The organism is Cellulomonas sp. P5_C5 (genome assembly GCF_054049655.1).
In genome coordinates this window covers 24,246-46,753 of sequence record NZ_JBFULY010000002.1, presented here as the reverse complement: position 1 = coordinate 46,753, position 22,508 = coordinate 24,246, and the positions used below count along the sequence as shown (strand labels likewise).

Below are 22,508 nucleotides of genomic sequence, written 5' to 3'. Positions count from 1 at the left end.
GTCATCTCCTTCGGGTGATGACCTGCGCGCCCTGCGGCAGGCAGTCTGTCGGGCATGAGCCGTCAACCCCGAGTTCCGCGGACGCGCCCGGTCGACGGGAAGGCGTGAGATGGGTGCCGAGCGCGAGCGGGTCGCGGCCTTCGGTCGGCTGGAGGACGGCTTGCTGCAGGCCAGCGACTGGTACCTGTGGGGGCCGTACCTGAGCGAGCGGCAGTGGGGCACTGTCCGCGAGGACTACAGCGCGGACGGCGAGGCCTGGGACCACTTCCCGCACGACCACGCGCGCTCGCGGGCGTACCGGTGGGGCGAGGACGGCATGGCCGGCTTCAGCGACGTCCAGCAGAGGCTCTGCCTGTCGCTCGCGCTCTGGAACGGTCGAGACCCGATCCTCAAGGAGCGGATGTTCGGCCTCACGGGCAACGAGGGCAACCACGGCGAGGACGTCAAGGAGTACTGGTGGTTCACCGACGCCCTGCCGAGCCACGCGCTCAACCGGTGGCGGTACCACTATCCGCAGGGGGAGTTCCCGTACGCCGACCTGGTGACGGAGAACGGCCGCCGGGGCAAGCACGAGCCCGAGTACGAGCTGCTGGACACCGGGGCGTTCGACCAGGACCGGTTCTGGGTGGTCGAGGTCGAGTACACCAAGGACGGCCCCCACGACGTCCTCATGACGGTCCAGGTCACCAATGCYGGTCCGGACACCGAGGTGCTGCACGTGCTGCCGACGGTCTGGTTCCGCAACACCTGGTCGTGGGAGCCGGACCAGCCTCGTCCCGCGCTGCGTGCCGGCGCCGGTGCGACGGTCGAGATCGACCACCCCGAGTTCGGGGACCTGGAGCTCGTCGTCGGGCCGGGTCCCGACGGCTCCGTCCCACCGCTGCTCTTCTGCGACAACGACACGAACGCGGCCATGCTCTTCGGTGCCGACGAGTCCCCGGCGTACCCGAAGGACGGCATCAACGACCACGTGCTGCACGGCGCGCCGACGGTCAACCCGGACGGAGCGGGGACCAAGGCGTCCGCGTGGTACCAGGTGGAGGTGCGGTCCCAGGAGACCGTGGAGCTGCGTCTGCGCCTGCGCCCGCGGGGCGGACCCGCCGGGGCCGTCGGTGCGTCGTTCGACCAGGTCACCGCGCTGCGCCGCGCGGAGGCCGACGAGTTCTACGCCGAGCTGACGCCGGCGGGAACCACCGCCGACGAGGCCCTCGTGATGCGGCAGGCATTCGCGGGCATGCTCTGGTCCAAGCAGCTCTACAGCTACGACGTCGCGCGCTGGCTCGACGGGGACCCCGGGCAGCCACCGCCGCCGGAGTCACGCAAGACCGGCCGCAACAGTCGGTGGCGCAGCTTCGATGCCTTCGACATCATGTCGATGCCCGACACGTGGGAGTACCCGTGGTTCGCGGCCTGGGACCTCGCGTTCCACTGCGTCGCGCTCGCGCACGTCGACCCGGCCTTCGCCAAGTACCAGCTGATCCTCATCTGCCGTGAGTGGTTCCAGCACCCCAGCGGCGCGCTGCCCGCGTACGAGTGGTCGTTCGACGACCTCAACCCGCCCGTTCAGGCGTGGGCCGCGCTCGAGGTGTTCTGCGTCGACGGCGGGACGGACCTCGACTTCCTCCGCCGGGTGTTCGACAAGCTGCTGGTCAACTTCACGTGGTGGATCAACCGCGAGGACTCCGACGGCTCCAACCTGTTCGAGGGCGGCTTCCTCGGTCTGGACAACATCGGTCCCATCGACCGCGACAAGCTGCCTGTGGCGGGCACGCTCGAGCAGTCCGACGCGACGGCCTGGATGGCCCTGTACTCGCTGCACATGGCCACGATGGCGCTGGTCCTGCACCGGCAGGGTGGCCAGCCGACGCAAGACCTCACGATCAAGTTCCTCGAGCACTTCGCACTGATCAAGAACGCGCTCGACGACCAAGGGCTGTGGGACGAGCCCGACGGGTTCTTCTACGACCGCATCCAGCTCGACGACGGCGAGCGCATCCCTGTGAAGGTGCGCTCGATGGTCGGTGTGCTGCCGGTGCTCGCCGGGGTCGTGATCGACGAGCCGCTGATCCGTCGCCTCGAGCTCCTCGGCAAGAGCTTCGCCGACCTGCTGGGCTCCGAGCCTCATCTCGCACCCGACGCCGGCATGATCCGCGGCATACCAGGCGATCGTCGGATGCTGATCGGCGTGGTCGGCGTCGAGCGGATCGAGCGCCTGTTCCGGCGACTCTTCGACGGGACGGAGTTCCTGTCGCCGTACGGCCTGCGCGCGGTCTCAGCCGCCCACCGGGACCATCCGTACGTCCTCGACATCGGTGAGCTCAGGGCGAGCATCGACTACGAGCCCGCGGAGTCGACGACGGCGATGTTCGGCGGCAACTCGAACTGGCGAGGCCCGATCTGGTTCCCCCTGAACTACCTGCTGGTCAGCTCGATCAGGGTCTACGGCACGTTCTTCGGCGACCAGGTCCAGATCGAGTACCCGACCGGGTCCGGCGAGCGCGCGGGCCTCACGGAGATCGCCGAAGACCTGCGGAGGCGGCTGATCTCGCTCTTCACCCTCGACGGCGACGGCCGACCCTGCTACGGGTACGTGAGCCAGTTCCGCGACAACCCCCACTGGCAAGGGATCGTGCAGTTCAACGAGTACTTCCACGGGGACGACGGCGCGGGCCTCGGCGCCACGCACCAGACCGGGTGGACGGGCGTCGTCGCGGATCTGGTCCGCCGCCGGCCGGGCTCGGGCGTCGCCTCGCTGAGCGACCTTCTGCACACGATCGGGCTGGCGCCCGTGGACGACGGGCCCACGGGCCGGCCTCTCGCCGGGCTGAGGTCGGAGCGCCCCGGTGCCCACGACTGATGACCTCTGCGCCGACGTGTCGGTGCAGCCACTCACGATTCACCGCTACGGAGATCCGGGCGCCGCGCCRGTGGTGCTGGTGCACGGGCTGACCGAGGCGGGGACGGCCTGGCCGGACCTGGTGAGCCACTGGGGTGGTCGATGGGACCTGCACGCCCCGGACCTGCGAGGTCATGGGCTCTCGCCGCGCCTCACCGAGGACGAGCTGGCGGATGCGTCCGCGGTCCTCCTCGGCGACGTCGTCGCCATCGTCGATGCCCTGACCGAGCCGGTCGCGCTGGTGGGGCACTCGCTCGGTGGTCTGTTGGCGCTTCGTACGGCGTTGGCGCGTCCGGAGAAGGTGTGGGCCTTGGTGCTCGAAGACCCTGCCAGGCCCGAGGGCGGCGGTCCTGACCAGCAGTTCGTCGCGGCGAACGAGGCCTTCCTCGACTCCATGAGTGACGTCGACCGGCACCCCGAGCGTGTGGAGCTGATGCTGGCCGAGACGACCTGGAGCCGGCGCGAGATCGAAGCATGGGCAGCCTGCAAGCCGGCCGTCGACCGCGAGTACGTCCGACGAGGCCTGCCGCTCGGCGACGCCGCGTGGGAGGAGCTGTTCAACGACCTCACGGTGCCGACGCTCCTCGTCGTACCGCCCGCGTCAGAGATGGCGCCCCGCCCCGAGCTCCTTCACAACCCTCGTGTCCGGACCGTCGTCATCCCGGACTCGGGTCACTGCGTCCGGCGCGACCAGCCCGGCCGATTTCACGAGGCGGTCGATGCCTTCCTCGCCGCGGCGGCGGACCGGGCGCGCCACGACACCCCTCTGAGCCACGACGGTCCTGATGCACGGGCTCAGCCGGGCCCGGCAGGATGGGCCACGTCGTAGGCCCGGGCGATCTTCTGCGGGACGACCATGCGCCAGGCTTCGACGACGAGCTCACGCGCCTCGGCCGGATCGAGCGCCGCGAGGTCGGCTTGCACCCAGTTGAACCGCAGGTCGGATTCCCCCGGGAGCTGGAACTTGCGGGTGTCGCTCGCCACGAGCGCTGCGCGCTCGTCCCTGGGGAAGGCGAAGCCCATGACCCGCTCGTCGAGGGAGAACGCGACATAGACGATCTGCCCGACGCGGAACTTCAGCCGGCCGCGCACGACGACCGGCGAGGACCGCTCCAGCTCGGTGGCCAGCGATCGGACATCCTCGAGGACGGCCATGCCTCATGTTCACACGTCGCTCAGGGGACCGGCGATGACGACAGCCGCACGCGCGCCGCGTCCGAGAGTCGCTGCGCACGGCCGGTCGACGAGGCTACGGTGGCAGCCGTGTCGACGCCCGACCTGTTGCGTCACCGGCTGCACGAGGCAGGACTGACCGACGTGAGGCACGTCGAGGAGCTGCACGGGGGCGTCGTGCATGCGGCCGGGCTGGCGCACAGCATGTCGGCGCCGCCCGTGTTCGCCAAGACGGCGATGCGTCGCCGTGAGGGCGACATGTTCGCGGCCGAGGCGGACGGCCTGCAGTCGCTGCGGGAGCTCGGCGGCATCCGGACGCCCGACGTGCACCTCGTCACCCGCGACCTGCTGGTCCTGGAGGCGATGGTGCCGCGCCCCGACACCGCCGACTTCTGGGAGCGGCTCGCGCAGGACGTCGCCCACCTGCACACGTCGACCGCCGGCCCTCGGTTCGGGTGGCACCGCACGACGTGGCTCGGGCTGGAGCCGCAGGACAACACGTGGGAGGACGACGGGTTCGAGTTCTTCGCGCGTCGCCGCCTGCTGCGTTGGCTGCCCGAGCCGCGCGTGCAGGGCGCGTTCGACGAGGCTGACCGGCGTGCTCTCGAGCACCTCTGCACCCGGCTGCCTGAGCTCCTGCCGGACCGTCCGGCGTGCCTGACCCACGGCGACCTGTGGTCGTCGAACGTGGTCGCGACGACCGACGGTGACCCGGTGCTCGTCGACCCTGCCGTGTCCCGTACGTGGGCGGAGGTCGACGTGGCGATGCTCTGGTCCGAGCCGCGGCCACCGGAGTCGGACCGGTTCTTCGAGGTGTACGCCGAGGTCACCGGCCTCGACGCGGGGTGGCGCGAGCGGATGCCGCTGCTCTATCTCCGGCAGAACCTCGCGGTCGTCGCGCAGTTCGAGCCCGACTGGGGGCACGCGGAGATGGCACGCGCGGTCCTGGCGCCGTTCCGGCGCCGATCGACCGACCCGGGTGTGCAGCCCGGCGGTGGGGAGTGGGCCGACCGCCGGCTGCTGCTCTAGGTCCGAGCCGGAGACTGGTCCCACCAGTCGAGCGCGCGCGCTCCGATCAGAGTGAGCCACCGCGACGGCTCACCCTCGGGGACCTCGACGTCGAACCACGTACGGCCGGGCAGGGGAGCACCCTGCAGCCAGGTGCCGTCCGGCTGACGAGCTGCCCGCACGACGTCGACGGCATCGGCGAGGCGCGGATCGGGAGGCGTCCCGTCGAGGAGCGCGGCGTCGCGGAAGTGATCGAGCGCCACGAGCGCGCTGTACCGGTGCCGGCTCGGGAACACGAAGTGCGCGACGAAGTCACCGACGGGTGAGCCTGTGGTCGCCCGGTTCAGCAGGTGCCGGCTGAGCAGGTACTCCTCGCCGGCGTGCCGGGCTGAGCGGACGCTGGTGTCACCGCTGATCCGCTCGTAGGCGAGCGCGCCGCGCAGTGCGTTGAGGGTCGAGTGGAACGAGGAGCGTGTCGAGCGGCCTTCCTCGGCCTCGCAGTTCCAGCCGCCGTCGGCGAGGCGGTGGGCGGGGAACCATGCGGCAAGGGCGGAGACGTCGGCKCCGAGCCACGCCCCGGTCGCGAGCGTGTAGGAGTTGATGCAGACGTCGACCTCGCCACCCCAGTACGGCAGGTCGTCGTACTCCCAGCGACTGTTCGCCGCGAGCTTGTCCGCTGTCCCGGTCAGCACGGACGCGTCGAGGMCCCACTCCCGGAGGTCCTTCAGCGCCCAGGTGGTCGCGGTCCACGGCTGGCCCGGACGATCGGCTTCGGCACTGCCGAAGAATCCGGCGGGGAAGTACGCGCCGCCCGCCCACTGACCGTCCGCGTCCTGCTTCGAGAGCAGCTCGGCGCCGAAGCCCTCCGTCGCGACCCGGGCCCGCGTCGCCTCCCAGGTCTCCGGCGGGGCGCCCGCCAGATCCCGCTCCACCTGCCAGCGGAGGGCAGGATCGGAGTCGAGCAGCCAGGTGAGCAGGCGCTGGTCCGTTGCCACCGCTCCACGCTAGCTGCGACCTCACGTGGACGTCGACGCTCACGGTGACGGCCCGTCCACGACCACCGTGGCCGGTGAGCATCACGCGACGCGGTGCAGGACACCGTCCACACGTCCGTTCCGAGCGTGAGGGAGCCCGCCCGGATCGGCACCTGGCTCACGTGGCGCGCGCTCGCGGCCCGCTGGTGACCCGCGGTCGGGCGGGGGCCGCCGCACGATCCAGGCGTCCATCGAGCAGCCGGACGGTCCCGTCGACCGAGTCCAGCGTGGACGCGTCGTGGGACACGATCAGGGTCGCGGCGCCGAGCTCACGACCGAGGCGGGTGATGAGCTCGATGATGCTCGTGCCACGCTCGTGGTCGAGCGCCGAGGTGGGCTCGTCGACGAGCAGGACGCCGGGCGACCCGACCAGGGCGCGGGCGATCGCGACCCGCTGACGCTGGCCACCGGAGAGCTGCGCCGGACGCTTGTGCGCCTGGTCGGCCAGGCCGACCTCCGCGAGCAGGGCCATCGCCTGGGCTCGGACACTGCCGGGGCGGCGACTGCGCAGGTGCGCGTGCAGCTCGAGCTGTTCGAGCGCGGTCAGCGACGCCAGCAGCTGGGGCGCCTGGAACACCATCCCGATCTGCTCGAGCCGGAGCCGGGTGGCGTCCGCCAGCGTGGTGGTGGGTTCGAAGACGAGGTCACCGCCGATGCGGACGCCACCGGCCGTGGGCCGCGTCAGGCCGCCCGCGACCGCGAGCAGGCTGGACTTCCCCGAGCCCGAGGGGCCCAGCAGCGCCGTCGTCGTTCCGGAGGGAACTGCGAGGCTGACGTCGTCCACCGCGGTGAGGGTGGTGTCTCCGTCGGGGTAGACGAGGGTGATGTGGTCGAGGTTCAGGTCCATCGGAGGGTCTCCAGTCGGTCGATCGGTCGGACGGTCGGGTCAGTGCGCGGCGAGTGCGGCGTGCGGGTCCACGCGCGTGATCCGCAGGATGGCGAGCGACGCACCGGCCAGACCCATCAGCACGAGCAGGACGGCCGGGACCAGGGTCGTGGACGCGCTCACGACGACGGGCACCGCGCCGGACAGGAGCGCCGCACCGGCGGCTGCCAGCGCAGTGCCGACCCCGACGCCGAGCACGAGGACCACGGCTGCCTGCCCGATCGCGTCGCGCAGCAGGTACCCGGTGGACGCGCCCAGGGCCTTCAGCACGGCCACGTCCCCGGCACGGCTGATCGTCCAGACGGTGAAGAACGCGCCGACGACGAGCGCCGAGATCGCCAGGAGGAAGACCTGCATGAGGGTCAGCGACCCGTTCTCCGACGAGAACGAGCTGATCGCGCTCCGAGCCTGGTCCGTCGTGACCGTCGTCGTCCGCGCGGCGGCGTCCGTCTCCGCGATCGCGGCGCGCGGTGCGTCCAGGGTGAGCGCGACGACGGTGGCCGTGGTGGCGGCTCCGCCCGGTGCACCGATCCCCTGCCAGTCGTCCAGGGTCGTCCAGACGACCGGCGTGTGCGCGAACGAGCGCTCGACGTCCAGGACGGCCCCGACGCGGAAGTCCTGCCCGGCCACGCGCACCTGGTCCCCGACGCCGGCGGACAGGTCCGAGGCCGCGGCCGCGGACAACAGGATCGTGCCGTCGGCCAGGCTCTCGGACCCGGCTGGCAGCAAGGCCGACCCGGGGTCGACGCCCAGCGCCGTGACGGCCGCGGTCGTCGACGGCGACTCCGCGCGGGTCGTCGCCACGCCGAGCGGGTCGGCGTGGACCACGCCGGGCGCCGCGGCCCACGCCTGCCACTGGTCGGCCGTGACGGCGGACGCCGTGAACTCGGGCGCGTCGCCGGGGCCGGGCATCGCGAAGGCCAGATGGTCGGCGGGCAGTCGGGTGATCGCCGACGTCGACTCGCGCGACAGGCCCGCTGTCAGTGACGCGAGGAACGTGACGAGGAACGTGATCAGGGTGATCACGACGAGCATCAGGGCGAAGCGCCCGCGGGCGTGCCGCAGGTCGCGCAGGGCGACGAACATCGGTGACCTCCAGGTCGGTGGAACGACTTGCTCCAGCCTGTCGATCCGGACGGCCGAGCCCATCGGGCGGGCGATCGGTCCTCAGGAACCGTGGGGATGCTCCCGACCTCCACCCTTTGGCCGATCCCCGCGGGTGGTGGGTGGCTACCGTGGCAGACGTGCTCGCCCACACCCCGCTCCCGGTGACCCGTGGGCTGCTGATCGCCAACGACGTCCTGGTGGTCGCACTGCTCACGACGGCCGCGCTCCAACCCGACCCGTCGGTCGCCGCCGGGGCCAACCTCGTCGTGGCCCTCGCGTTCGGCGGGGTGTACGCGTGGGGCCGAACCGTCGTCCGGGTCCACGAGGCGCCGCTGTCCGCGCCGCGCGGAGCCTGGTGGCCCGGGGGCGCCTGGATCGTCTGCCTGCTCGTGCTCTGGGCGGTGCTGCTGGCCACGAGCTCCGCGGCCCTGTGGATCGCGTTCCCGCTGATGCTCCTGCAGATGCACGTCCTCGGTCCGCACCGTGGCGTCCTCGCCGTCGCCGGCACGACGGTGGTCGCCGTCGGTGCCGGGCTGCTCGGTCGGACCGGGACCGACAGCGTGATCGGGTTCGTGCTCGGTCCCGTCGTCGGCGCCGCCGTGGCGGTCGTGGTGATGCTCGGGCTCGAGGCGCTGGCGCGTGAGTCCGAGGAGCGCCGACGCACCGTCGAGGAGCTCACCGAGGTCCGCGAGCACCTCGCCGCCGCGGAGCGGGACGCCGCGGTCGCGGGCGAGCGGGAGCGCCTCGCCCGCGAGATCCACGACACCCTCGCGCAGGGCTACTCCGCGATCGAGCTGCTCCTGCGCGCCGCGGGGGCCAGCATCGGCGCGGACGACGCCGTGGCGCGCGGCTACGTCGACCAGGCGCGTGCCACCGCTCAGCAGAACCTCGGCGAGGCGCGCCGGTTCGTGCGGGCGCTGGCCCCCGCGGACCTCGACGCGGCGACCCTCGTCGAGGCCGTGCGGCGGGTCGCCCAGCGGACGCAGGACACGGCGGTGGGCGGGACGCTGCAGGTTCGGGTGCAGACCACGGGCACCCCACGACCGCTGCCGGTCACCGTCGAGGCCGCGCTGGTGCGTGTCGCGCAGTCGGCGCTGGCCAACGTCGTCCAGCACGCGCACGCCCGCAACGTCTCCGTCACCCTGACCTACCTCGACGACGAGCTGATCCTCGACGTGGTCGACGACGGCCAGGGCTTCACCCCGGCGTCGGACGCCGGGGGCACCGGGGCCGGCGGGTTCGGGCTGGTCGCGATGGCCTCCCGCGTCCAGGAGCTCGGTGGCACGCTGACCGTGGAGAGCGCGCCCGGCGAGGGAACCGCCCTCGCTGTGCGTGTGCCGCTCGGCGACGTCGCGGACGAGCCGCCCGGCCATGACGACCTCGAGGAGAACCCGTGATCGACGTCGTCCTCACCGACGACCACCCGGTCGTCCGAGCCGGTCTGCGGGCCGTCATCGACGGCGAGCCCGACATGCGGGTCATCGCCGAGCTCGGCACCGCGGAGGAGCTCGTCGCCAGAGTCCGCCGGGGCGAACCCGCGGACGTCCTCCTGCTCGACCTGCAGTTCGGACCCGGGCGGCTGGGGGGAGCCGAGGCCACCCGCCAGATCGTCGCGGCGGGCGGCCCGCCCGTGCTCATCCTCACCACGTACGGCTCGGACGCCGACATCCTGTCCGCGATCGAGGCCGGTGCGAGCGGCTACCTGCTCAAGGACGCGCCGACCGACGAGCTCGCCGCCGCCATCCGGGCCGCCGCCACCGGCGCCGTCGCCCTCGGCCCGGCGATCCAGGCCCGCCTGCTCGACCGGATGCGCCGCCCGACCCTCTCGCTGACGGCCCGCGAGCTCGAGGTGCTCCACCTCGTGTCGCTCGGCCGCTCCAACGACGCGATCGCCCGCGAGCTCTTCCTCTCCCGCGCGACCGTGAAGTCCCACCTCGCCCACGTCTACGACAAGCTCGGCGTGCAGTCGCGCACCGAGGCGATCGCCGTCGCCCGGCAGCGCGGACTCCTCCCGGCATAGCTCCGCAGTGTGTGACGCTGGCGAGCGTGATCGACGACTTCGCCAAGGCAGGGAAGACAGCAATGATGTGGTCCGCCGAGGCGCGACTGACCGAGCTGGGGATCGTCCTGCCCGAAGCCAGCACGCCTCAGGCTGCGTACACCAACTGCGTGCAGGTCGGCGCCCTGCTCTTCGTCTCAGGCAAGGGGCCGAGCGACCCTGCGACAGCGGGGAAGCTCGGTCGTGAGCTCACCACCGCGCAAGGGTCGGACCTTGCTCGCACGGTCGGGCTGGAGGTTCTTGCCGTGGTGCGGGACTTCCTGGGCTCGCTCGACCCGGTCAGGCAAGTGGTCAGGGTGCAGGCGCTCGTGAACGCGACCGAGGACTACGCGGAGCATCATCTCGCCGTCGACGGACTGTCCGAGCTGTTCGTCGAGGTCTTCGGCGACTCCGGCATCCACACGCGATCGGTGCTGGGTGCCGTCTCGTTGCGCGGTGGGTTGCCGATCATCGCGGAGTGCATCTTCGAGGTCGACGAGCAGGCACGGTTCGCGGGGCCTCGTTCCGCGCTCGACGGAGGCTCGGATCGGACGCGTCGCCGGTAGTCGGAGCAGCTCGCGCTGGAGGTGGCCGAGCGGTGCTCAGTGGCCCGTGGCGTCGAATGCGGGGGCGAACCGCAGCTCGCCACGCGGCGTGGGGCCGGCGAAGGTGATGTGCTGCACGATGGTTGGGTCCAGTCCTTCGTGCGACAGCGCGCCGTCGCCCGTGAAGCCCATGCGGCCATAGATGTTCGGGTCACCGATCAGCGCGCAGCCGTGCGCCTCGCGGTCCCGCAGCCGGCGCAGACCCTCGGCCACGAGTGCCCGACCGACACCGCGCCGTTGCCGGTCGAGCCGGACGGAGATCGGCCCGAGCCCGAACCAGCCGTCGTGCGCCCCGTCGATCGTCACGGGCGAGAACGCGACGTGCCCGATGACGTCGCCGTCGTCCTCCGCCACGAGCGAGAGCGTCAGGTCGCCGGACGCCCGCAGCGCTCGGACGATCGGTGCCTCGGAACCGTCGCTGAACCACTGCGGCTCGAAGGCGGCGACGGTCAGCCGGTCGATGGCGTCGACGTCGTCAGGGCGTTCGGGTCGGATCAGCACCGTCGTCTCCGGCTCGCGGGGCGCGCCCACCTCGGGCGCGCCTCGCAGCGTAGAGCCGGGTGGCGCGGAGCCCCAGCGGATATGCGGGGCGCGGTCGCGTCAGGTGGTCGGCGCCGCGGCGGGTCCGCTCGGGGCCGCTACCAGCTCGCTGTCCACCTCGGGCGATGCGGTGGTGAGGAGGACGCGCCCGAGCAGCGCCACGACGACACCTGCCGCGACGACGCCGAGGAGGGCGACGCGCAGGCTCGAGGCGTCGGCGATGACACCGACGAGCGTCGGTGAGACGAGGAAGCCGACGCGCAGCAACCAGCTGACGACGGTGAGGCCGACGCCGGCGGGCAGCCCCGGGAGCTCGTCCGCGGTGTGCATCACCGCGGGCACCAGGGTGGCGACGCCGAGCCCGGCCAGCGCGAACCCGACGAGGGTCGTGGCGAGCGACGGCACGGCCAGCGCCAGGCCCATGCCGATCGCGATCGCGACGCCGCCGACGCGGGCGACGCGACGCTGGCCGAACCGGTCGACGACCCGGTCACCGGTCAGCCGGCCGATCGTCATGGCGACCTGGAGCGAGACGAACGCCAGCCCGGCGGCCGCGGCACCGACGCCGACCTCGCCACGCAGGTAGAGCGCGCCCCACGACGAGCCGGCGTCCTCGACGAACGCACCGCACGCCGCCAGGACGCCGAGGGCCGCGAGCATGAGCACCGTGCGGCCGGCCACGTGCCGGAGCGACCTGGTCGCGGGCGTGTGCTCCGATGCTGCTTCCTCGGACCGTTCGGTGTCCTCCGGGCCGCGCAGCATGAAGCGGTAGGCGACCACGGCGACGATGCTGAACACCACGGAGGTCGTCGCGATGTGTGCGGGCAAGGAGATCGCGAGCCCGGCCGCGACCGAGCCGATGACGCCGCCGAGGACCGCGCCGACGGACCACAGGCCGTGGAACGCGTTGACGATCGAGCGCCCGTACAGCCGCTGCACGCGGAAGCCGTGCGCGTTCTGCGCGACGTCGATGATCGCGTCGAGCGCTCCGGCCAGGAGGAAGAGGCCGGCCAGGACCGCCCATCCGCCGGCGAGCGGGATGGCGGCGACCGCCACAGCCAGACCGACGAGCCCGAAGGAGGCGACGGCGGCCGAGCCCAGCCGCTGGATCAGCAGCGGGGCGAGCAGACCGGCCAGCAGCGCACCCAGCGGCATCGCGGCGATCGCGGTGCCGAGGGCGGCGTTGCTGAGGCCGAGGTGGTCCTTGATCTCCGGGAGGCGCGGCACGAGGTTCGCGTACAGCACGGCGTTGACCAGGAACACCGCGGACACGGCTGCGCGGGCGCGACGCGTGGAGGTCGAGACGGTGGGCGGCGACGAGACGGACATGGTGCTCCGGGAGAGTTGAAGGGCTGCGGTGCACGCGGCCGGTGGGCGCACCATATGGTCAATCGTACATACCATCTGTACGATCGAACACATGAGTGCCGAGCGGGAGCCGATGAGCGCGGGTGACCGCGCACCGGTCGCGCACGAGAGAACCCGGACGTGCGCCCGATGACCGAGCGGCGGGCCCGGCGGCACGACCCCGACCGGCGCGAACGCATCCTTGACGCGTGCCTGCACGTGATCGGTGAGGTGGGCGTCGCAGGCGCCTCGACCCGGCGCATCGCCGCGGTCGCGGATGTGCCGCTCGGGTCGATCACCTACCACTTCACCGACGTCGACGAGCTGCTGCGCACGGCGTTCGAACGGTTCGCGCACCGGGTCAGCGACAGGTTCGAGGACTACATGTCCCGCGCGGCCGACGTCGACGAGGCGCGCCGCGCGGTCGTCGAGCTGATCAGCGTGGACGTGCTCGTCGACCCGGAGGAGCTGGTCCTCACCCACGAGCTCTACACGCTGGCGGCCCGTGACCCCGGGTACCGACGCCTCACGCACGAGTGGATGGCGCGCAGCCGCGATGCCCTGGAGCGGCACTTCGACCCCGCCACCGCTCGGCTCCTGGACGCCCTCATCGAGGGCCTGACGATCCACCGAGCCCTGGACACGGAGCCGCACGGACCCGAGGAGGTCGTGCGCGCCGTGGACCTGATCACCCGCGCCCCGGCACGGCAGCAGCCGTAGTAGGCGTCACGTCGAGCCGAGGGCGATCTCCGTCAGCTCCGTCAGCGACCGGATCCGATGGGTCGCCTGCGAGAAGTCGTGCGACGTCGTGAACTCGTTGTGGACCACGGCGCAGTCGATGCCGGCCGCGACCGCGGAGCGAAGCCCCCTCGACGAGTCCTCGACGACCAGCGCCTCGTCCTTGTCCGCCCCGAACCTCCGCAGGGCGGTGAGGTACGGCTCCGGGTGCGGCTTGGCGTGGTGGTAGTCGTCGCGGACGAGGACGAAGTCCATGTGCTGCATGATGTGCCGGTCTCGGTGGATCAGCTCGAAGTCCTCGCGCTTGGACGTGGTCACGATCGCCATGCGCACGTACGGGGAGAGCTCCGCGAGAGCCGCGAGCACGCCGTCGATCTCGATCGGCTCGGTCCGCAGGTACTCCTGGTAGTACTCGTTGCGGGTCCGGCGGAGTCGGTCGATGGTGCCGTCGTCGATCCCGGCAGCCCTCGCCTGGGTCCACGTGCCTGCGCCGTGCGCCATGTCCCGCAGGTACTGCTCCTTGTCGAGCGTCACGCCGATCTCGGCCAGCGCCCGTTCGCCGGCGGTGTAGTACCAGTGCTCGGTGTCGACCAGGACGCCGTCGTGGTCGAACAGCAGGAACTTCTTCACGTCGGAGATCATCGCCACCCGCGACCGTCACCGCCACAGAGCCGTGCTCGGGTTTCCCCCTCCGGCTGTTCGCGGGAGCATCGGCTGGTCCAGCCTGCGTGGCGCCCGTCCCTCCACACCTGGATCGACCCTCAGCGGCGGCGAGCACTGCGCATCGATCTCCCGTGCGCGACCTCGGAGGCACCGTGAAGCTCTTGCTGACGTCAGGAGGCGTCACCAACGCCAGCATCCACTCGGCGCTCGTGCAGCTCCTCGGCAAGCCGGTCGCCGAGTGCCATGCCCTCGTCGTCCCGACCGCGCAGTGGGGCCACCCCCTGTGCGGACCGGCATCGGTGCGCGGTCTGGTGGCGGCCGAGCCCAGGTTCCGGCACTTCTCCGGTCTGGGCTGGGCGTCGCTCGGTGTCCTCGAGCTCACCGCCCTGCCCACCATCGGCGCGGAGCGGTGGGTTCCCTGGGTGCGGCAGGCCGACGTGCTCCTGGTCGACGGTGGCGACGCGACGTACCTGTGCCACTGGATGCGGGAGTCGGGGCTGGCCGACCTGCTGCCGTCGCTGCCGGACACGGTCTGGGTCGGGGTGAGCGCCGGGAGCATGGTGATGACGCCCCGGATCGGGGCGTCCTTCGTCGAGTGGCCGTCCGCGCCGGACGACACCACCCTGGGCGTCGTCGACTTCGCGATCTTCCCGCACCTGGACGCCTTCCCGTCCAACACCCTGGCGCACGCGCAGCGGTGGGCGGCCGAGCTCGGCGTCCCGTCCTACGCCATCGACGAGCAGACGGCCATCGTGGTCGTCGACGGCGCCGCCGAGGTGGTCTCCGAGGGGCAGTGGACCCGGTTCGAGGAGTGACCGGTCGCACCGATCCGCCGTGACCAGCGTCACTTGAACATGTTCAAAACGAAGGCTAGCGTCATCACTGTTGAACACGTTCAACTGGCCGACGACCTCTCGGCTGACGCCCGCGTCCCAGGAGCGATCCGATGAACCCCACCGTCGTCACCTACCTCATCTACATCGCAGTCAGCGTCGCGCTCACGATCTGGGTCGCCAGGACCCTGACGCGGAACGGAGAGGTCTTCCTCGTCGACGTGTTCCATGGCGAGGAGAAGGTCGCCGCGGCGACCAACCGGCTCCTGGTCGTCGGGTTCTACCTCGTGAACCTCGGCTTCGTGTCGCTCATGCTCCGGGTGAGCTATCCCGTCACCTCGGCCCAGGAAGCCATCGAGTCCCTGGCCTCCAAGCTCGGGGCCGTGGCGCTCCTGCTCGGCGTGTTCCACCTGGCCAAYGTCCTGGTCCTGAGCYGGGTCCGCCGACGCCGCCCCGTGCCCGCCCAGCCGCAGGGCCACCTGTCGGGGCAGGGCCCTCGGCCGTCGGCGCCGCCCGCCTACGGTGACCCGTTCGTGCCGCGCGCCTGAGGCGCCGGCCCACGGCAGTCGAGCACCAGTGCATCGGGACGGACGACGCGATGCGCTGGTGCGAGGCACGCCGCCGGCGGTGACGCTCGCAGTCGGCTCAGCTCGTCCCGTGGACCCGCTACGACGTCTCCGACGCGCGACCGGCCCGGTCGTCCCGCAGGAGGCGTCGTGCCCGCTCCACCGGCTCGTCGGTGGCCAGCTCCCGCCTCGCCTCGGGGCTCGTCGCGTACAGCTCCACCATCTCCTGGTAGGGCAGCGCGGGGAGGAAGGCATGGGGGATCGAGACCGCGTCAGCCTGGAGGATCGTGCGGCGTCCGCCGAGCAGCGGCAGCGTGCGACGTCGTCGCGCGGGGCGCCGCGTCTCGACGATGAGCAGCCTGGGGGTCGTGACCAGACCGCGCACGTCGTCCCACGGCACGAAGACGTCCGACCCGCCCCACAGCTGGTGGATGCCCTCCGGGGTGAGCGTCAGCGTCCCGTCGCCTGCCCGTCCCGTGGCGCGCGCCCAGCCGAGGTAGACGAGGAGAGCGCCGACGACGAGGAAGAAGGCGGCCGCGTACGGTGCCGGTCGCAGGGTCGCGACACCGACGGCGAGCATGCCGAGGGCGAAGGCCCACGCCAGCAGGGGAAGCAGGCGGTGCCCACGCTCGGGGTGGATCGCCAGCGCGCACGTTCCGTCGGCCGGCTCCAGGGTCACCACGTCGTCGACCGGTCGCCGTCGCAGCGACAGGAGAACGGGCACGGCGCACACGAGCACCAGGACCGCGATCGTCAGCGCACCACCCAGGGCACCTCCCACGCGACCACCTCGTCGTCCATGCTGCCCTCGCAGGGCAACGCACCATGGAGGTAGGAAAGCGCCTCGCGCGGCACCGTGCACGTCGGTGAGCGGTGCCGGGTCGTGTCTATCCGTGCTCGGCGATATAGCTGCGTGCGCGCCGCAGGGAGTCGTCGAGCGTCGCGCGCATGGCCGTGAGCTCACCTCGGTGGGCGGGGCAGGGCTGTGGATGTGCCGGCCCACGAGAGACTGCGTCCCATGACGGTGCTTCGATCCCTGCTCCTGTTCGCCGTCGCGGCGGTCGCCGAGATCGGTGGCGCCTGGCTGATCTGGCAGGGGGTACGAGAGCACCGCGGCGTGCTCTGGATCGGCGCCGGGGTGGTCGCCCTCGGTGCGTACGGGTTCGTCGCCACCCTGCAGCCCGATGCGAGCTTCGGACGGATCCTGGCCGCGTACGGCGGGATCTTCGTGGCCGGCTCGCTGGCCTGGGGCATGGCCGTCGACAAGTTCCAGCCCGACCGCTGGGACATCACGGGCGCGGCCATCTGTCTGCTCGGCGTCGCCGTCATCATGTACGCACCGCGCACCTGACGGCGCCCGCTCCGTGCACCAGACCCGACCCCTGCTCTACCCGAGGTGCTGCACGTCCAGGTACGGACCGAAGCTCTCCGGTTCCCAGCTCTGCACCAGCGTCGTGCCCGGGCTGAGGGTGAAGACGTCTGCCTGAGCCAAGGTGTCCCGGTCGTTGGCGAAGTCCGGCTGGTACGGGCCCGGCACGACGGCCCCCACTGTGATGTCACCCGCCGGCAGCCCGGTGATGCGGTACCTGTAGCCATCGATGTCCGCCGGTCCGGACCTCAGCGCGAGGCCGGTGACGGCGTCGTACACCGTGACGGTCCCGCCCGCCACGGGGTCCAAGCCGGAGAGGACCTGGCCCTCGATCGCGGCCCCCGCGTCCGCGACCAGGACACGGTCGACGTCGTGCAGCCGGCGACTGCTGCTGTCGCGTGCGACGAGGCGGTGCGGACCTGTTCCGACGAGGGTCACGCCGGTGAAGGTGTGCGTCCCGCGGTCGGCTCGCGTGAAGGTGTACGCCTCCGGGAGCGTCCGCACCAGCACGTCGTCGGTGGCGAAGCGAACGGTGCCGCGGTACGCCGTCGCCGGTCGTCCTGCCGCGTTGAGGACCGCCACCGTCACGTCGAACGGGACGCCTGCGACGACTGTTGCGGGGACCCTCAGGGCCAGGGTCCGCCACCCCGTCGCGGATGCCGACGGCGCCGCGACGAGCACCAGTCCGGCCACGAGCAGCACGACGACCGACCACCACGCGGTACGACGAGCCACCGATCGCTTACCTGCTCGCTCCGTCGCCATGGCAGCCGCTCCCCACGGGGGCGGCTGAGGCGGCGCCCCGTGGCGGCCACCCCTCTCGTCCGGGGTAGCCCTCACGACGCGTCGGCGCAAGGGAGCAAGGAGGACTTCACCCAGTGGTCGCCCGCGCGCACCGCAGCGGAACGGGTTCGCACTCCGAGCACGGCCGGCCGGGTCGGTCCTCGATGGCTAGAGTCGCGGCCCATGGCCGTCGTCACCGTCCCAGGCTCCAAGTCGGTCACCGCGCGGGCCTTGCTGCTCGCGGCGGCGGCTGACGGTCGCACCACGCTCGTCGACCCGCTCCACTCGGACGACACCGAGGCGTTCGTCCTCGGCCTGCGAGCTCTCGGCTACGAGGTCGGCGCCGACGGGCGGGAGTGGACGATCGAGGGCCGCGCGGGAGGCCCCTCGGTGACGCGTGCCGAGGTCTTCTGCCGCGACGGTGCCACGACGGCCCGGTTCCTGCCCGCCCTCGCGGCGACCGGGCACGGCACGTTCGCCTTCGACGCCTCCGACCAGATGCGCGCCCGACCGATGGCGCCCCTCACGCACGCCCTGCGCTCGCTCGGTGCCGGACTGACGTTCCAGGGTGAACCTGACCACCACCCGTTCGTCATCGCGACGGACGGGATCGTCGGTGGCTCGATCCGACTGGACGCCGGGACGTCGTCGCAGTTCCTCACGGCGCTGCTGCTCGTGGCGCCGCTGTTCCGCGACGGTCTGGTGATCGACGTCGACGACCTCGTGTCCGTCCCGTACGTCGGCATCACCCTCGCGATGATGCGCGCTTTCGGCGTCGACGTCGCGGTCGACGGGGGCACCTACACGGTTCCCGCGCGGACCTACCGGGCGCGGACCTACCAGGTCGAGCCCGACGCATCGTCGGCCAGCTACTTCTTCGCGGCCGCCGCCGTGCTGGGCCGCACGGTGACGGTTCCTGGGCTCGGTTCCGACGCCCTGCAGGGCGACCTGGCGTTCGTCCGGGTGCTCGAGCAGATGGGCGCGGAGGTGCGGCAGACGGGCGACTCGACGACGGTCGTCGGCGGACGGCTGCACGGCATCACCGTCAACATGCGCGACATCTCCGACACCATGCCGACGCTCGCGGCGATCGCCCCCTACGCGGACGGTCCGACGACGATCGTCGACGTGGCGAACACCCGCGTGAAGGAGTGCGACCGGCTCGAGGTGAGCGCCCAGAACCTTCGCCGGCTCGGCGTGGACGTGGACACGGGGCCGGACTGGATACGGATCCACCCGGGCACCCCGGTCGCCGGCCACGTCGAGACCTTCCGCGACCACCGCATCGCGATGGCCTTCAGCATCGCTGGTCTCCGCACCCCCGGGATCACCCTGGACGACCCCGCGTGCGTCAAGAAGACGTTCCCCACGTTCCACGAGACCCTCGCCGACGTCGTCGAGGAGCTCGCGCTCGAGGCCGTCTGAGGCTGAGGCGGCTCGAGTGCTGCGGAAGAGGTCGTCGCCTGGCAGCGCCGCGAGGGGTGCACCGTCCGGGAGAGACACTGTCGGTGGTGGGTCCTACAGTGCCGGGAATGACGGAGATCGGGACGGACTGGCGGGTGCTGGACGGCGTCGCGACGGCATGGTTCGACGCGCCGTCGCTGATCGAGGGGGCCGCTCTGGCAAGGCGCGTCGTGGAGCTGTCGGCCGAGATCCCGGTCGACGTGCGCGCGACGGGCGTCCGGGTGCGGCTGGACTCGGCCGAGCACGCCGAGGCGGTGTCGGCTGCCGCGCGGGATCTCGGGCTGACCGCGAACCCCGCCGCGCTGCAGCAGCTGAGCGTCGTGCTCGAGTCGGCCGACCCGTCGGCGGTGCGGCCCTTCTGGCAGCGCGCGCTCGGCTACACGCCGGGGGAGGACGGTGGTCTGGCGGACCCGCTGCGTCGCGACCCCGCGCTACGGATCCGGCCGTCGACCGAGTCACGGCCGTTGCGCAACCGCATCCACCTCGACGTGGTGCGGCCGGCCGCGGTGGTCGAGCAGGTGGGTCTGGGCGAGGCCTACGGAGCGTTCGGGGTCTGTCACGCCGACCCCGACGGCAACGAGGTCGACCTGGTGCCGGGCGGTGCGCTCGACGAGAGCGTCGGGACAGCCGACTGGCACGCGGTGTTCAGCGCGATCGCGTGCTACCGCACCACCTCGACCACGCAGCAGCGAGAGCTCGCCGCCGCGGCAGCGGCACTGGCCGACGACGCGGGCTTCCCGCTGGTGGTCGACCTGCGCCCCGGGCTCGTGATCATCGACAGCGGCAAGGACCAGTGGGAGCCCGACGCTCACGGCCTCGCGCTCGACTTCACCGACCTCGCCGCCCGCATCCAGACCGCTGCCCGCGCGCTCGGGGCCGTCGCGGATCCGGCGCTGCCGCGCTTCGCTCAGCTCTTCCTCGACGCCGCCGACGTCACCGCGGCCCGCGCGTTCTGGGTCGCCGCGCTCGGCTACACGCACGACCGGCGGACGGGGACCAGCGACATCTACGATCCGCGGCGGCTGAACCCGGAGCTGGTGTTCCAGGAGATCGACACGTCGGAGACCGAGCGGCGCCGGCAGCGCAACCGCATCCACGTCGAGCTCGCCGTGCCGTCGGACGTCGTCCAGGTGCGCCTCGCCACGACCCTCGCAGCCGGTGGACGGCTCCTCGACGAGTCGGAGGACCGCTGGCGGGTCGCCGACCCCGACGGCAACGAGCTGGTGATCGTCAGCGGGGCGTGAGCTCGCGCCCTCGTGGCTCCCGGACGGCTCCGGTGCGTCGACGAGGGTCGGGTCCGAGGCGCGGTTGTCGGCCAGGTGAGCAGCCCGGAGGACGCTGAGCGCACCGTGGTTGACTTCGGCTCGTGTCGGACCTCCCGGAGCGTGTGGTGATCGGCGACGCAACCTTCTCGCGCACCGGCTCGGACGACTCGATCGCGTGCTGGACGTCGGTCGCGGATGCCGAGAGCGGCGGTGCGGCGCGGGTGGTGAACCTCGTCGTCGAGCCGGCGGCCGTGCCGGACGCGGCGATGCGCGGGCTCGCCGAGACCGTGCTGTCCCGGTTCGGAGAGCTTGCCGAGCTCGCCGCCGACTACCTGCGTCAGCGGCTGCGCGAGCCACGGTTCGGTCTTGGTTCCGCCGAGCTCTCGGCCCTGGACGCGCCGGTCGCGCCGTTCGGCGAGCCCGCGGCCGTGATCTGGGCGGACGGGACCTGGATGGTGCGGTTCGCCGAGTCGAGCCTCGAGATGGGAGACCCCTTCGGGGTCGGCGTCGTCTTCGAGGGAACGACGCCCAGCGCCGTCGAGGACCTCTCCGGCGCCGACCTCGTCGAGGAGTAGGCCGTGGCACGGGTGGACGACCTGAGAGACCTGCGTGCGCGCTGGTCGGGGGTGGATGCGGCCGAGGTCGCGCAGCTGGCCATGCAGCTCGTCCGAGGGCGACCGATCCCCGACGGGCCCTTCGGGCACGTCGAGCAGCGGGTGGACCTGCGCGGGTGCCCGGTGTCGCAGACCCTCGCGCGAGTCGAGGGCAGCGCGCGTCGACCGGCGGTCGGTCAGGGTGTGGACGAGCCCGCCTGGTCGAGCCTCGACCTCTCGGGCGCGGACCTCAGTGCGATGTGCTGCACGGGGCTTCCGCAACGCCCGATTCGGCGCGACCGACTGGGGGTGGAGCGACCTGGTCGGCTGCACGTTCGCGGGCATCGTCCAGGGGCTGACCCTGGGCGCGAGACCGGACGCGGAGAGACCCCCGGGATGGACGTTGCGGGAGGTCGACCTCACGTCGGCTCGGCCCCGCGAGCTCGTCCTGATCGGGGTCGATCTCGGTTCGCCCGAGGTCGACGTCCGCCTCCCGTCCGGTGACGAGCACTGGCACGTCGAAGACTGGCCGGCGTTCCTCGACCGCGTCGCGACGGTCGTCGCCGCCATGCCGGACGGCGAGGAAACGGCGGTCGCCGCCGTCTGGCACGAGTCCGCGAGCAGGAACAGGGGCCTGCGGCAGTCGGAGGGGTTCATCGCCACCTGGGACGTCCTGAGGCTCGGCGGCGACGCCCTCCTCGACACCCTCCGGGCGTGCGTCGCTGGGGACACCTCGGCGGGCTGAGCCTGGCCGGGGGGCGTCGGAAGTCGGTCCTACTCTCGGGGCATGTTCCATGTGACCCGGGGGTCGGGCACCCCTCTGCTGCTCGTGCACGGGTTCTGCGTCGACCACCGGCTGCTGCTGGCGCTCGACGGTGCGGTCGCGGCGCACGGCGGCTGGCGGCGCGTCTACGTCGACCTGCCGGGGATGGGTCGCTCGGACGCCGGCCCGGAGGTCGACAGCTCGGACGCGGTCGCCGACGCCGTGGTCAGGTTCGTGCGGGAGGAGCTGGGCGACGAGCCGTTCGCGGTGCTCGGCAGCTCCTACGGCGGCATGATCGCGCGGCACATGGTGGCGGCGCTGCGCGACCAGGTGCTCGGCCTCGCCATGCTCGCCCCGCTGATCGAGGCGGAGCCGGCCGACCGTGACGTGCCGGAGCGGACCGTCCTGGTCGAGGACGCGGCGCTGCTCGCGTCGCTCGACCCCGCCGATGCCCGCGAGTACGCGGACATGGCCGTCGTCCAGTCGCCCGAGGGCTGGGCCCTGTTCCGGGAGCACGCGCTGCCCGGTCTGCGGGCCTCCCGGCCCGAGGTCATCGAGCGGCTGCTCGCCCGGTACGCCCTCACGGTCGAGCCAGAGGCCGGCTCCGCGCCGTTCGCTCGTCCGACACTCCTGGTCACCGGGCGCCAGGACCATGTCGTCGGCTACCGGTCGGCCGCCGCGCTCGTCGACCGGCACTACCCCCACGCGACGACCGCGGTGCTCGACCGCGCCGGCCACAACGTGCACCTCGACCAGCCGGCGCTCACCGCAGCCCTCCTGGTCGACTGGCTCTCCCGGATGGACGCCGGGCGGTAGCCGGGCGAGTCGGACGCCCCT

The 22,508-nt window shown here is 72.2% G+C and carries 24 protein-coding genes; 15 read left to right on the top strand and 9 right to left on the bottom strand.

Going from position 1 to position 22,508, the window contains the following annotated elements; genetic code table 11:
• Positions 1-109 precede the first annotated feature (109 nt).
• Entirely contained in the window at positions 110-2,857 is a 2,748-nt protein-coding gene (locus tag ACXJKF_RS02050; RefSeq protein WP_456786082.1) for an MGH1-like glycoside hydrolase domain-containing protein, read from the top strand.
• Positions 2,844-3,725 carry an alpha/beta fold hydrolase gene (locus tag ACXJKF_RS02045; protein ID WP_456786081.1) on the top strand — a complete coding sequence of 294 codons (882 nt, stop codon included), beginning with the start codon at positions 2,844-2,846 and terminating at the stop codon, positions 3,723-3,725. Before ACXJKF_RS02050 ends, ACXJKF_RS02045 begins: the two co-directional genes overlap by 14 nt.
• Here the strand turns inward: ACXJKF_RS02045 and ACXJKF_RS02040 are convergent.
• Entirely contained in the window at positions 3,692-4,051 is a 360-nt protein-coding gene (locus tag ACXJKF_RS02040) for an MmcQ/YjbR family DNA-binding protein (RefSeq protein WP_456786080.1), read from the bottom strand. The two genes, ACXJKF_RS02045 and ACXJKF_RS02040, sit on opposite strands and share 34 nt — an antisense overlap.
• A 108-nt stretch (positions 4,052-4,159) precedes the next feature.
• On the opposite strand from ACXJKF_RS02040, the gene ACXJKF_RS02035 reads away from it, so the two are divergent.
• A complete protein-coding gene (locus ACXJKF_RS02035) occupies positions 4,160-5,098 on the top strand; it encodes a fructosamine kinase family protein (RefSeq protein WP_456786079.1) in 939 nt (312 codons plus the stop codon).
• On the opposite strand, the gene ACXJKF_RS02030 is transcribed toward ACXJKF_RS02035, so the two are convergent.
• The 3 genes from ACXJKF_RS02030 to ACXJKF_RS02020 form a co-directional block, all read right to left on the bottom strand.
• Positions 5,095-6,072, bottom strand: coding sequence for a squalene cyclase (locus tag ACXJKF_RS02030; protein WP_456786078.1), 978 nt, complete (start codon positions 6,070-6,072; stop codon positions 5,095-5,097). The genes ACXJKF_RS02035 and ACXJKF_RS02030 overlap by 4 nt on opposite strands.
• Before the next feature lie 157 nt (positions 6,073-6,229).
• Entirely contained in the window at positions 6,230-6,958 is a 729-nt protein-coding gene (locus tag ACXJKF_RS02025) for an ABC transporter ATP-binding protein (protein WP_456786077.1), read from the bottom strand.
• A gap of 39 nt (positions 6,959-6,997) precedes the next feature.
• Positions 6,998-8,083 (bottom strand): ABC transporter permease, encoded by a 1,086-nt coding sequence (locus ACXJKF_RS02020; protein WP_456786076.1) that lies wholly within the window; start codon positions 8,081-8,083, stop codon positions 6,998-7,000.
• Positions 8,084-8,241: 158 nt separating this feature from the next.
• Here ACXJKF_RS02020 and ACXJKF_RS02015 point away from each other — a divergent pair, with 158 nt between their 5' ends.
• The 3 genes from ACXJKF_RS02015 to ACXJKF_RS02005 are packed head-to-tail and all read left to right on the top strand — an operon-like array spanning position 8,242 to position 10,708.
• Entirely contained in the window at positions 8,242-9,501 is a 1,260-nt protein-coding gene (locus ACXJKF_RS02015; protein ID WP_456786075.1) for a sensor histidine kinase, read from the top strand.
• On the top strand, positions 9,498-10,124 hold the full coding sequence (locus tag ACXJKF_RS02010) for a LuxR C-terminal-related transcriptional regulator (protein ID WP_456786074.1): 627 nt from the start codon (positions 9,498-9,500) through the stop codon (positions 10,122-10,124). Before ACXJKF_RS02015 ends, ACXJKF_RS02010 begins: the two co-directional genes overlap by 4 nt.
• Positions 10,125-10,150: 26 nt before the next feature.
• A complete protein-coding gene (locus ACXJKF_RS02005) occupies positions 10,151-10,708 on the top strand; it encodes a RidA family protein (RefSeq protein WP_456786073.1) in 558 nt (185 codons plus the stop codon).
• A 36-nt stretch (positions 10,709-10,744) separates the two neighbouring features.
• Here the strand turns inward: ACXJKF_RS02005 and ACXJKF_RS02000 are convergent, their stop codons facing one another.
• Positions 10,745-11,248: a GNAT family N-acetyltransferase gene (locus ACXJKF_RS02000; RefSeq protein WP_456786072.1), complete on the bottom strand. Its 504-nt coding sequence runs from the start codon at positions 11,246-11,248 to the stop codon at positions 10,745-10,747.
• 99 nt (positions 11,249-11,347) lie between these two features.
• On the bottom strand, positions 11,348-12,616 hold the full coding sequence (locus ACXJKF_RS01995; protein ID WP_456786071.1) for an MFS transporter: 1,269 nt from the start codon (positions 12,614-12,616) through the stop codon (positions 11,348-11,350).
• Positions 12,617-12,784: 168 nt separating this feature from the next.
• Here ACXJKF_RS01995 and ACXJKF_RS01990 point away from each other — a divergent pair, with 168 nt between their 5' ends.
• Positions 12,785-13,354, top strand: coding sequence for a TetR/AcrR family transcriptional regulator (locus ACXJKF_RS01990; protein ID WP_456786070.1), 570 nt, complete (start codon positions 12,785-12,787; stop codon positions 13,352-13,354).
• Positions 13,355-13,360: 6 nt separating this feature from the next.
• On the opposite strand, the gene ACXJKF_RS01985 is transcribed toward ACXJKF_RS01990, so the two are convergent.
• Positions 13,361-14,014: an HAD family hydrolase gene (locus ACXJKF_RS01985; RefSeq protein WP_456786337.1), complete on the bottom strand. Its 654-nt coding sequence runs from the start codon at positions 14,012-14,014 to the stop codon at positions 13,361-13,363.
• Positions 14,015-14,187: 173 nt separating this feature from the next.
• On the opposite strand from ACXJKF_RS01985, the gene ACXJKF_RS01980 reads away from it, so the two are divergent.
• Positions 14,188-14,850 (top strand): Type 1 glutamine amidotransferase-like domain-containing protein, encoded by a 663-nt coding sequence (locus ACXJKF_RS01980; RefSeq protein ID WP_456786069.1) that lies wholly within the window; start codon positions 14,188-14,190, stop codon positions 14,848-14,850.
• A gap of 131 nt (positions 14,851-14,981) precedes the next feature.
• Complete coding sequence (locus ACXJKF_RS01975) at positions 14,982-15,416, top strand: hypothetical protein (RefSeq protein ID WP_456786068.1); 435 nt, start codon at positions 14,982-14,984, stop codon at positions 15,414-15,416.
• Between the two features lie 118 nt (positions 15,417-15,534).
• Here the strand turns inward: ACXJKF_RS01975 and ACXJKF_RS01970 are convergent, their stop codons facing one another.
• The gene (locus ACXJKF_RS01970) at positions 15,535-16,215 is read right to left on the bottom strand and encodes a hypothetical protein (RefSeq protein WP_456786067.1); all 681 of its coding nucleotides are present in this window, start codon (positions 16,213-16,215) and stop codon (positions 15,535-15,537) included.
• Between the two features lie 237 nt (positions 16,216-16,452).
• Here ACXJKF_RS01970 and ACXJKF_RS01965 point away from each other — a divergent pair, with 237 nt between their 5' ends.
• Positions 16,453-16,785 (top strand): YnfA family protein, encoded by a 333-nt coding sequence (locus ACXJKF_RS01965; RefSeq protein ID WP_456786066.1) that lies wholly within the window; start codon positions 16,453-16,455, stop codon positions 16,783-16,785.
• A 36-nt stretch (positions 16,786-16,821) separates the two neighbouring features.
• Here the strand turns inward: ACXJKF_RS01965 and ACXJKF_RS01960 are convergent, their stop codons facing one another.
• Positions 16,822-17,538 carry a hypothetical protein gene (locus ACXJKF_RS01960; protein ID WP_456786065.1) on the bottom strand — a complete coding sequence of 239 codons (717 nt, stop codon included), beginning with the start codon at positions 17,536-17,538 and terminating at the stop codon, positions 16,822-16,824.
• A gap of 231 nt (positions 17,539-17,769) precedes the next feature.
• On the opposite strand from ACXJKF_RS01960, the gene aroA reads away from it, so the two are divergent.
• From aroA to ACXJKF_RS01935, 5 genes are all read left to right on the top strand, one after another.
• Positions 17,770-19,011 carry a 3-phosphoshikimate 1-carboxyvinyltransferase gene (aroA, locus tag ACXJKF_RS01955; RefSeq protein ID WP_456786064.1) on the top strand — a complete coding sequence of 414 codons (1,242 nt, stop codon included), beginning with the start codon at positions 17,770-17,772 and terminating at the stop codon, positions 19,009-19,011.
• A 107-nt stretch (positions 19,012-19,118) separates the two neighbouring features.
• Positions 19,119-20,294, top strand: coding sequence for a VOC family protein (locus tag ACXJKF_RS01950; protein ID WP_456786063.1), 1,176 nt, complete (start codon positions 19,119-19,121; stop codon positions 20,292-20,294).
• 122 nt (positions 20,295-20,416) lie between these two features.
• Positions 20,417-20,890: a hypothetical protein gene (locus ACXJKF_RS01945; RefSeq protein ID WP_456786062.1), complete on the top strand. Its 474-nt coding sequence runs from the start codon at positions 20,417-20,419 to the stop codon at positions 20,888-20,890.
• A gap of 271 nt (positions 20,891-21,161) precedes the next feature.
• Positions 21,162-21,653: a hypothetical protein gene (locus ACXJKF_RS01940; protein WP_456786061.1), complete on the top strand. Its 492-nt coding sequence runs from the start codon at positions 21,162-21,164 to the stop codon at positions 21,651-21,653.
• A 42-nt stretch (positions 21,654-21,695) separates the two neighbouring features.
• Positions 21,696-22,487 (top strand): alpha/beta fold hydrolase, encoded by a 792-nt coding sequence (locus ACXJKF_RS01935; RefSeq protein ID WP_456786060.1) that lies wholly within the window; start codon positions 21,696-21,698, stop codon positions 22,485-22,487.
• Positions 22,488-22,508: the final 21 nt, after the last annotated feature.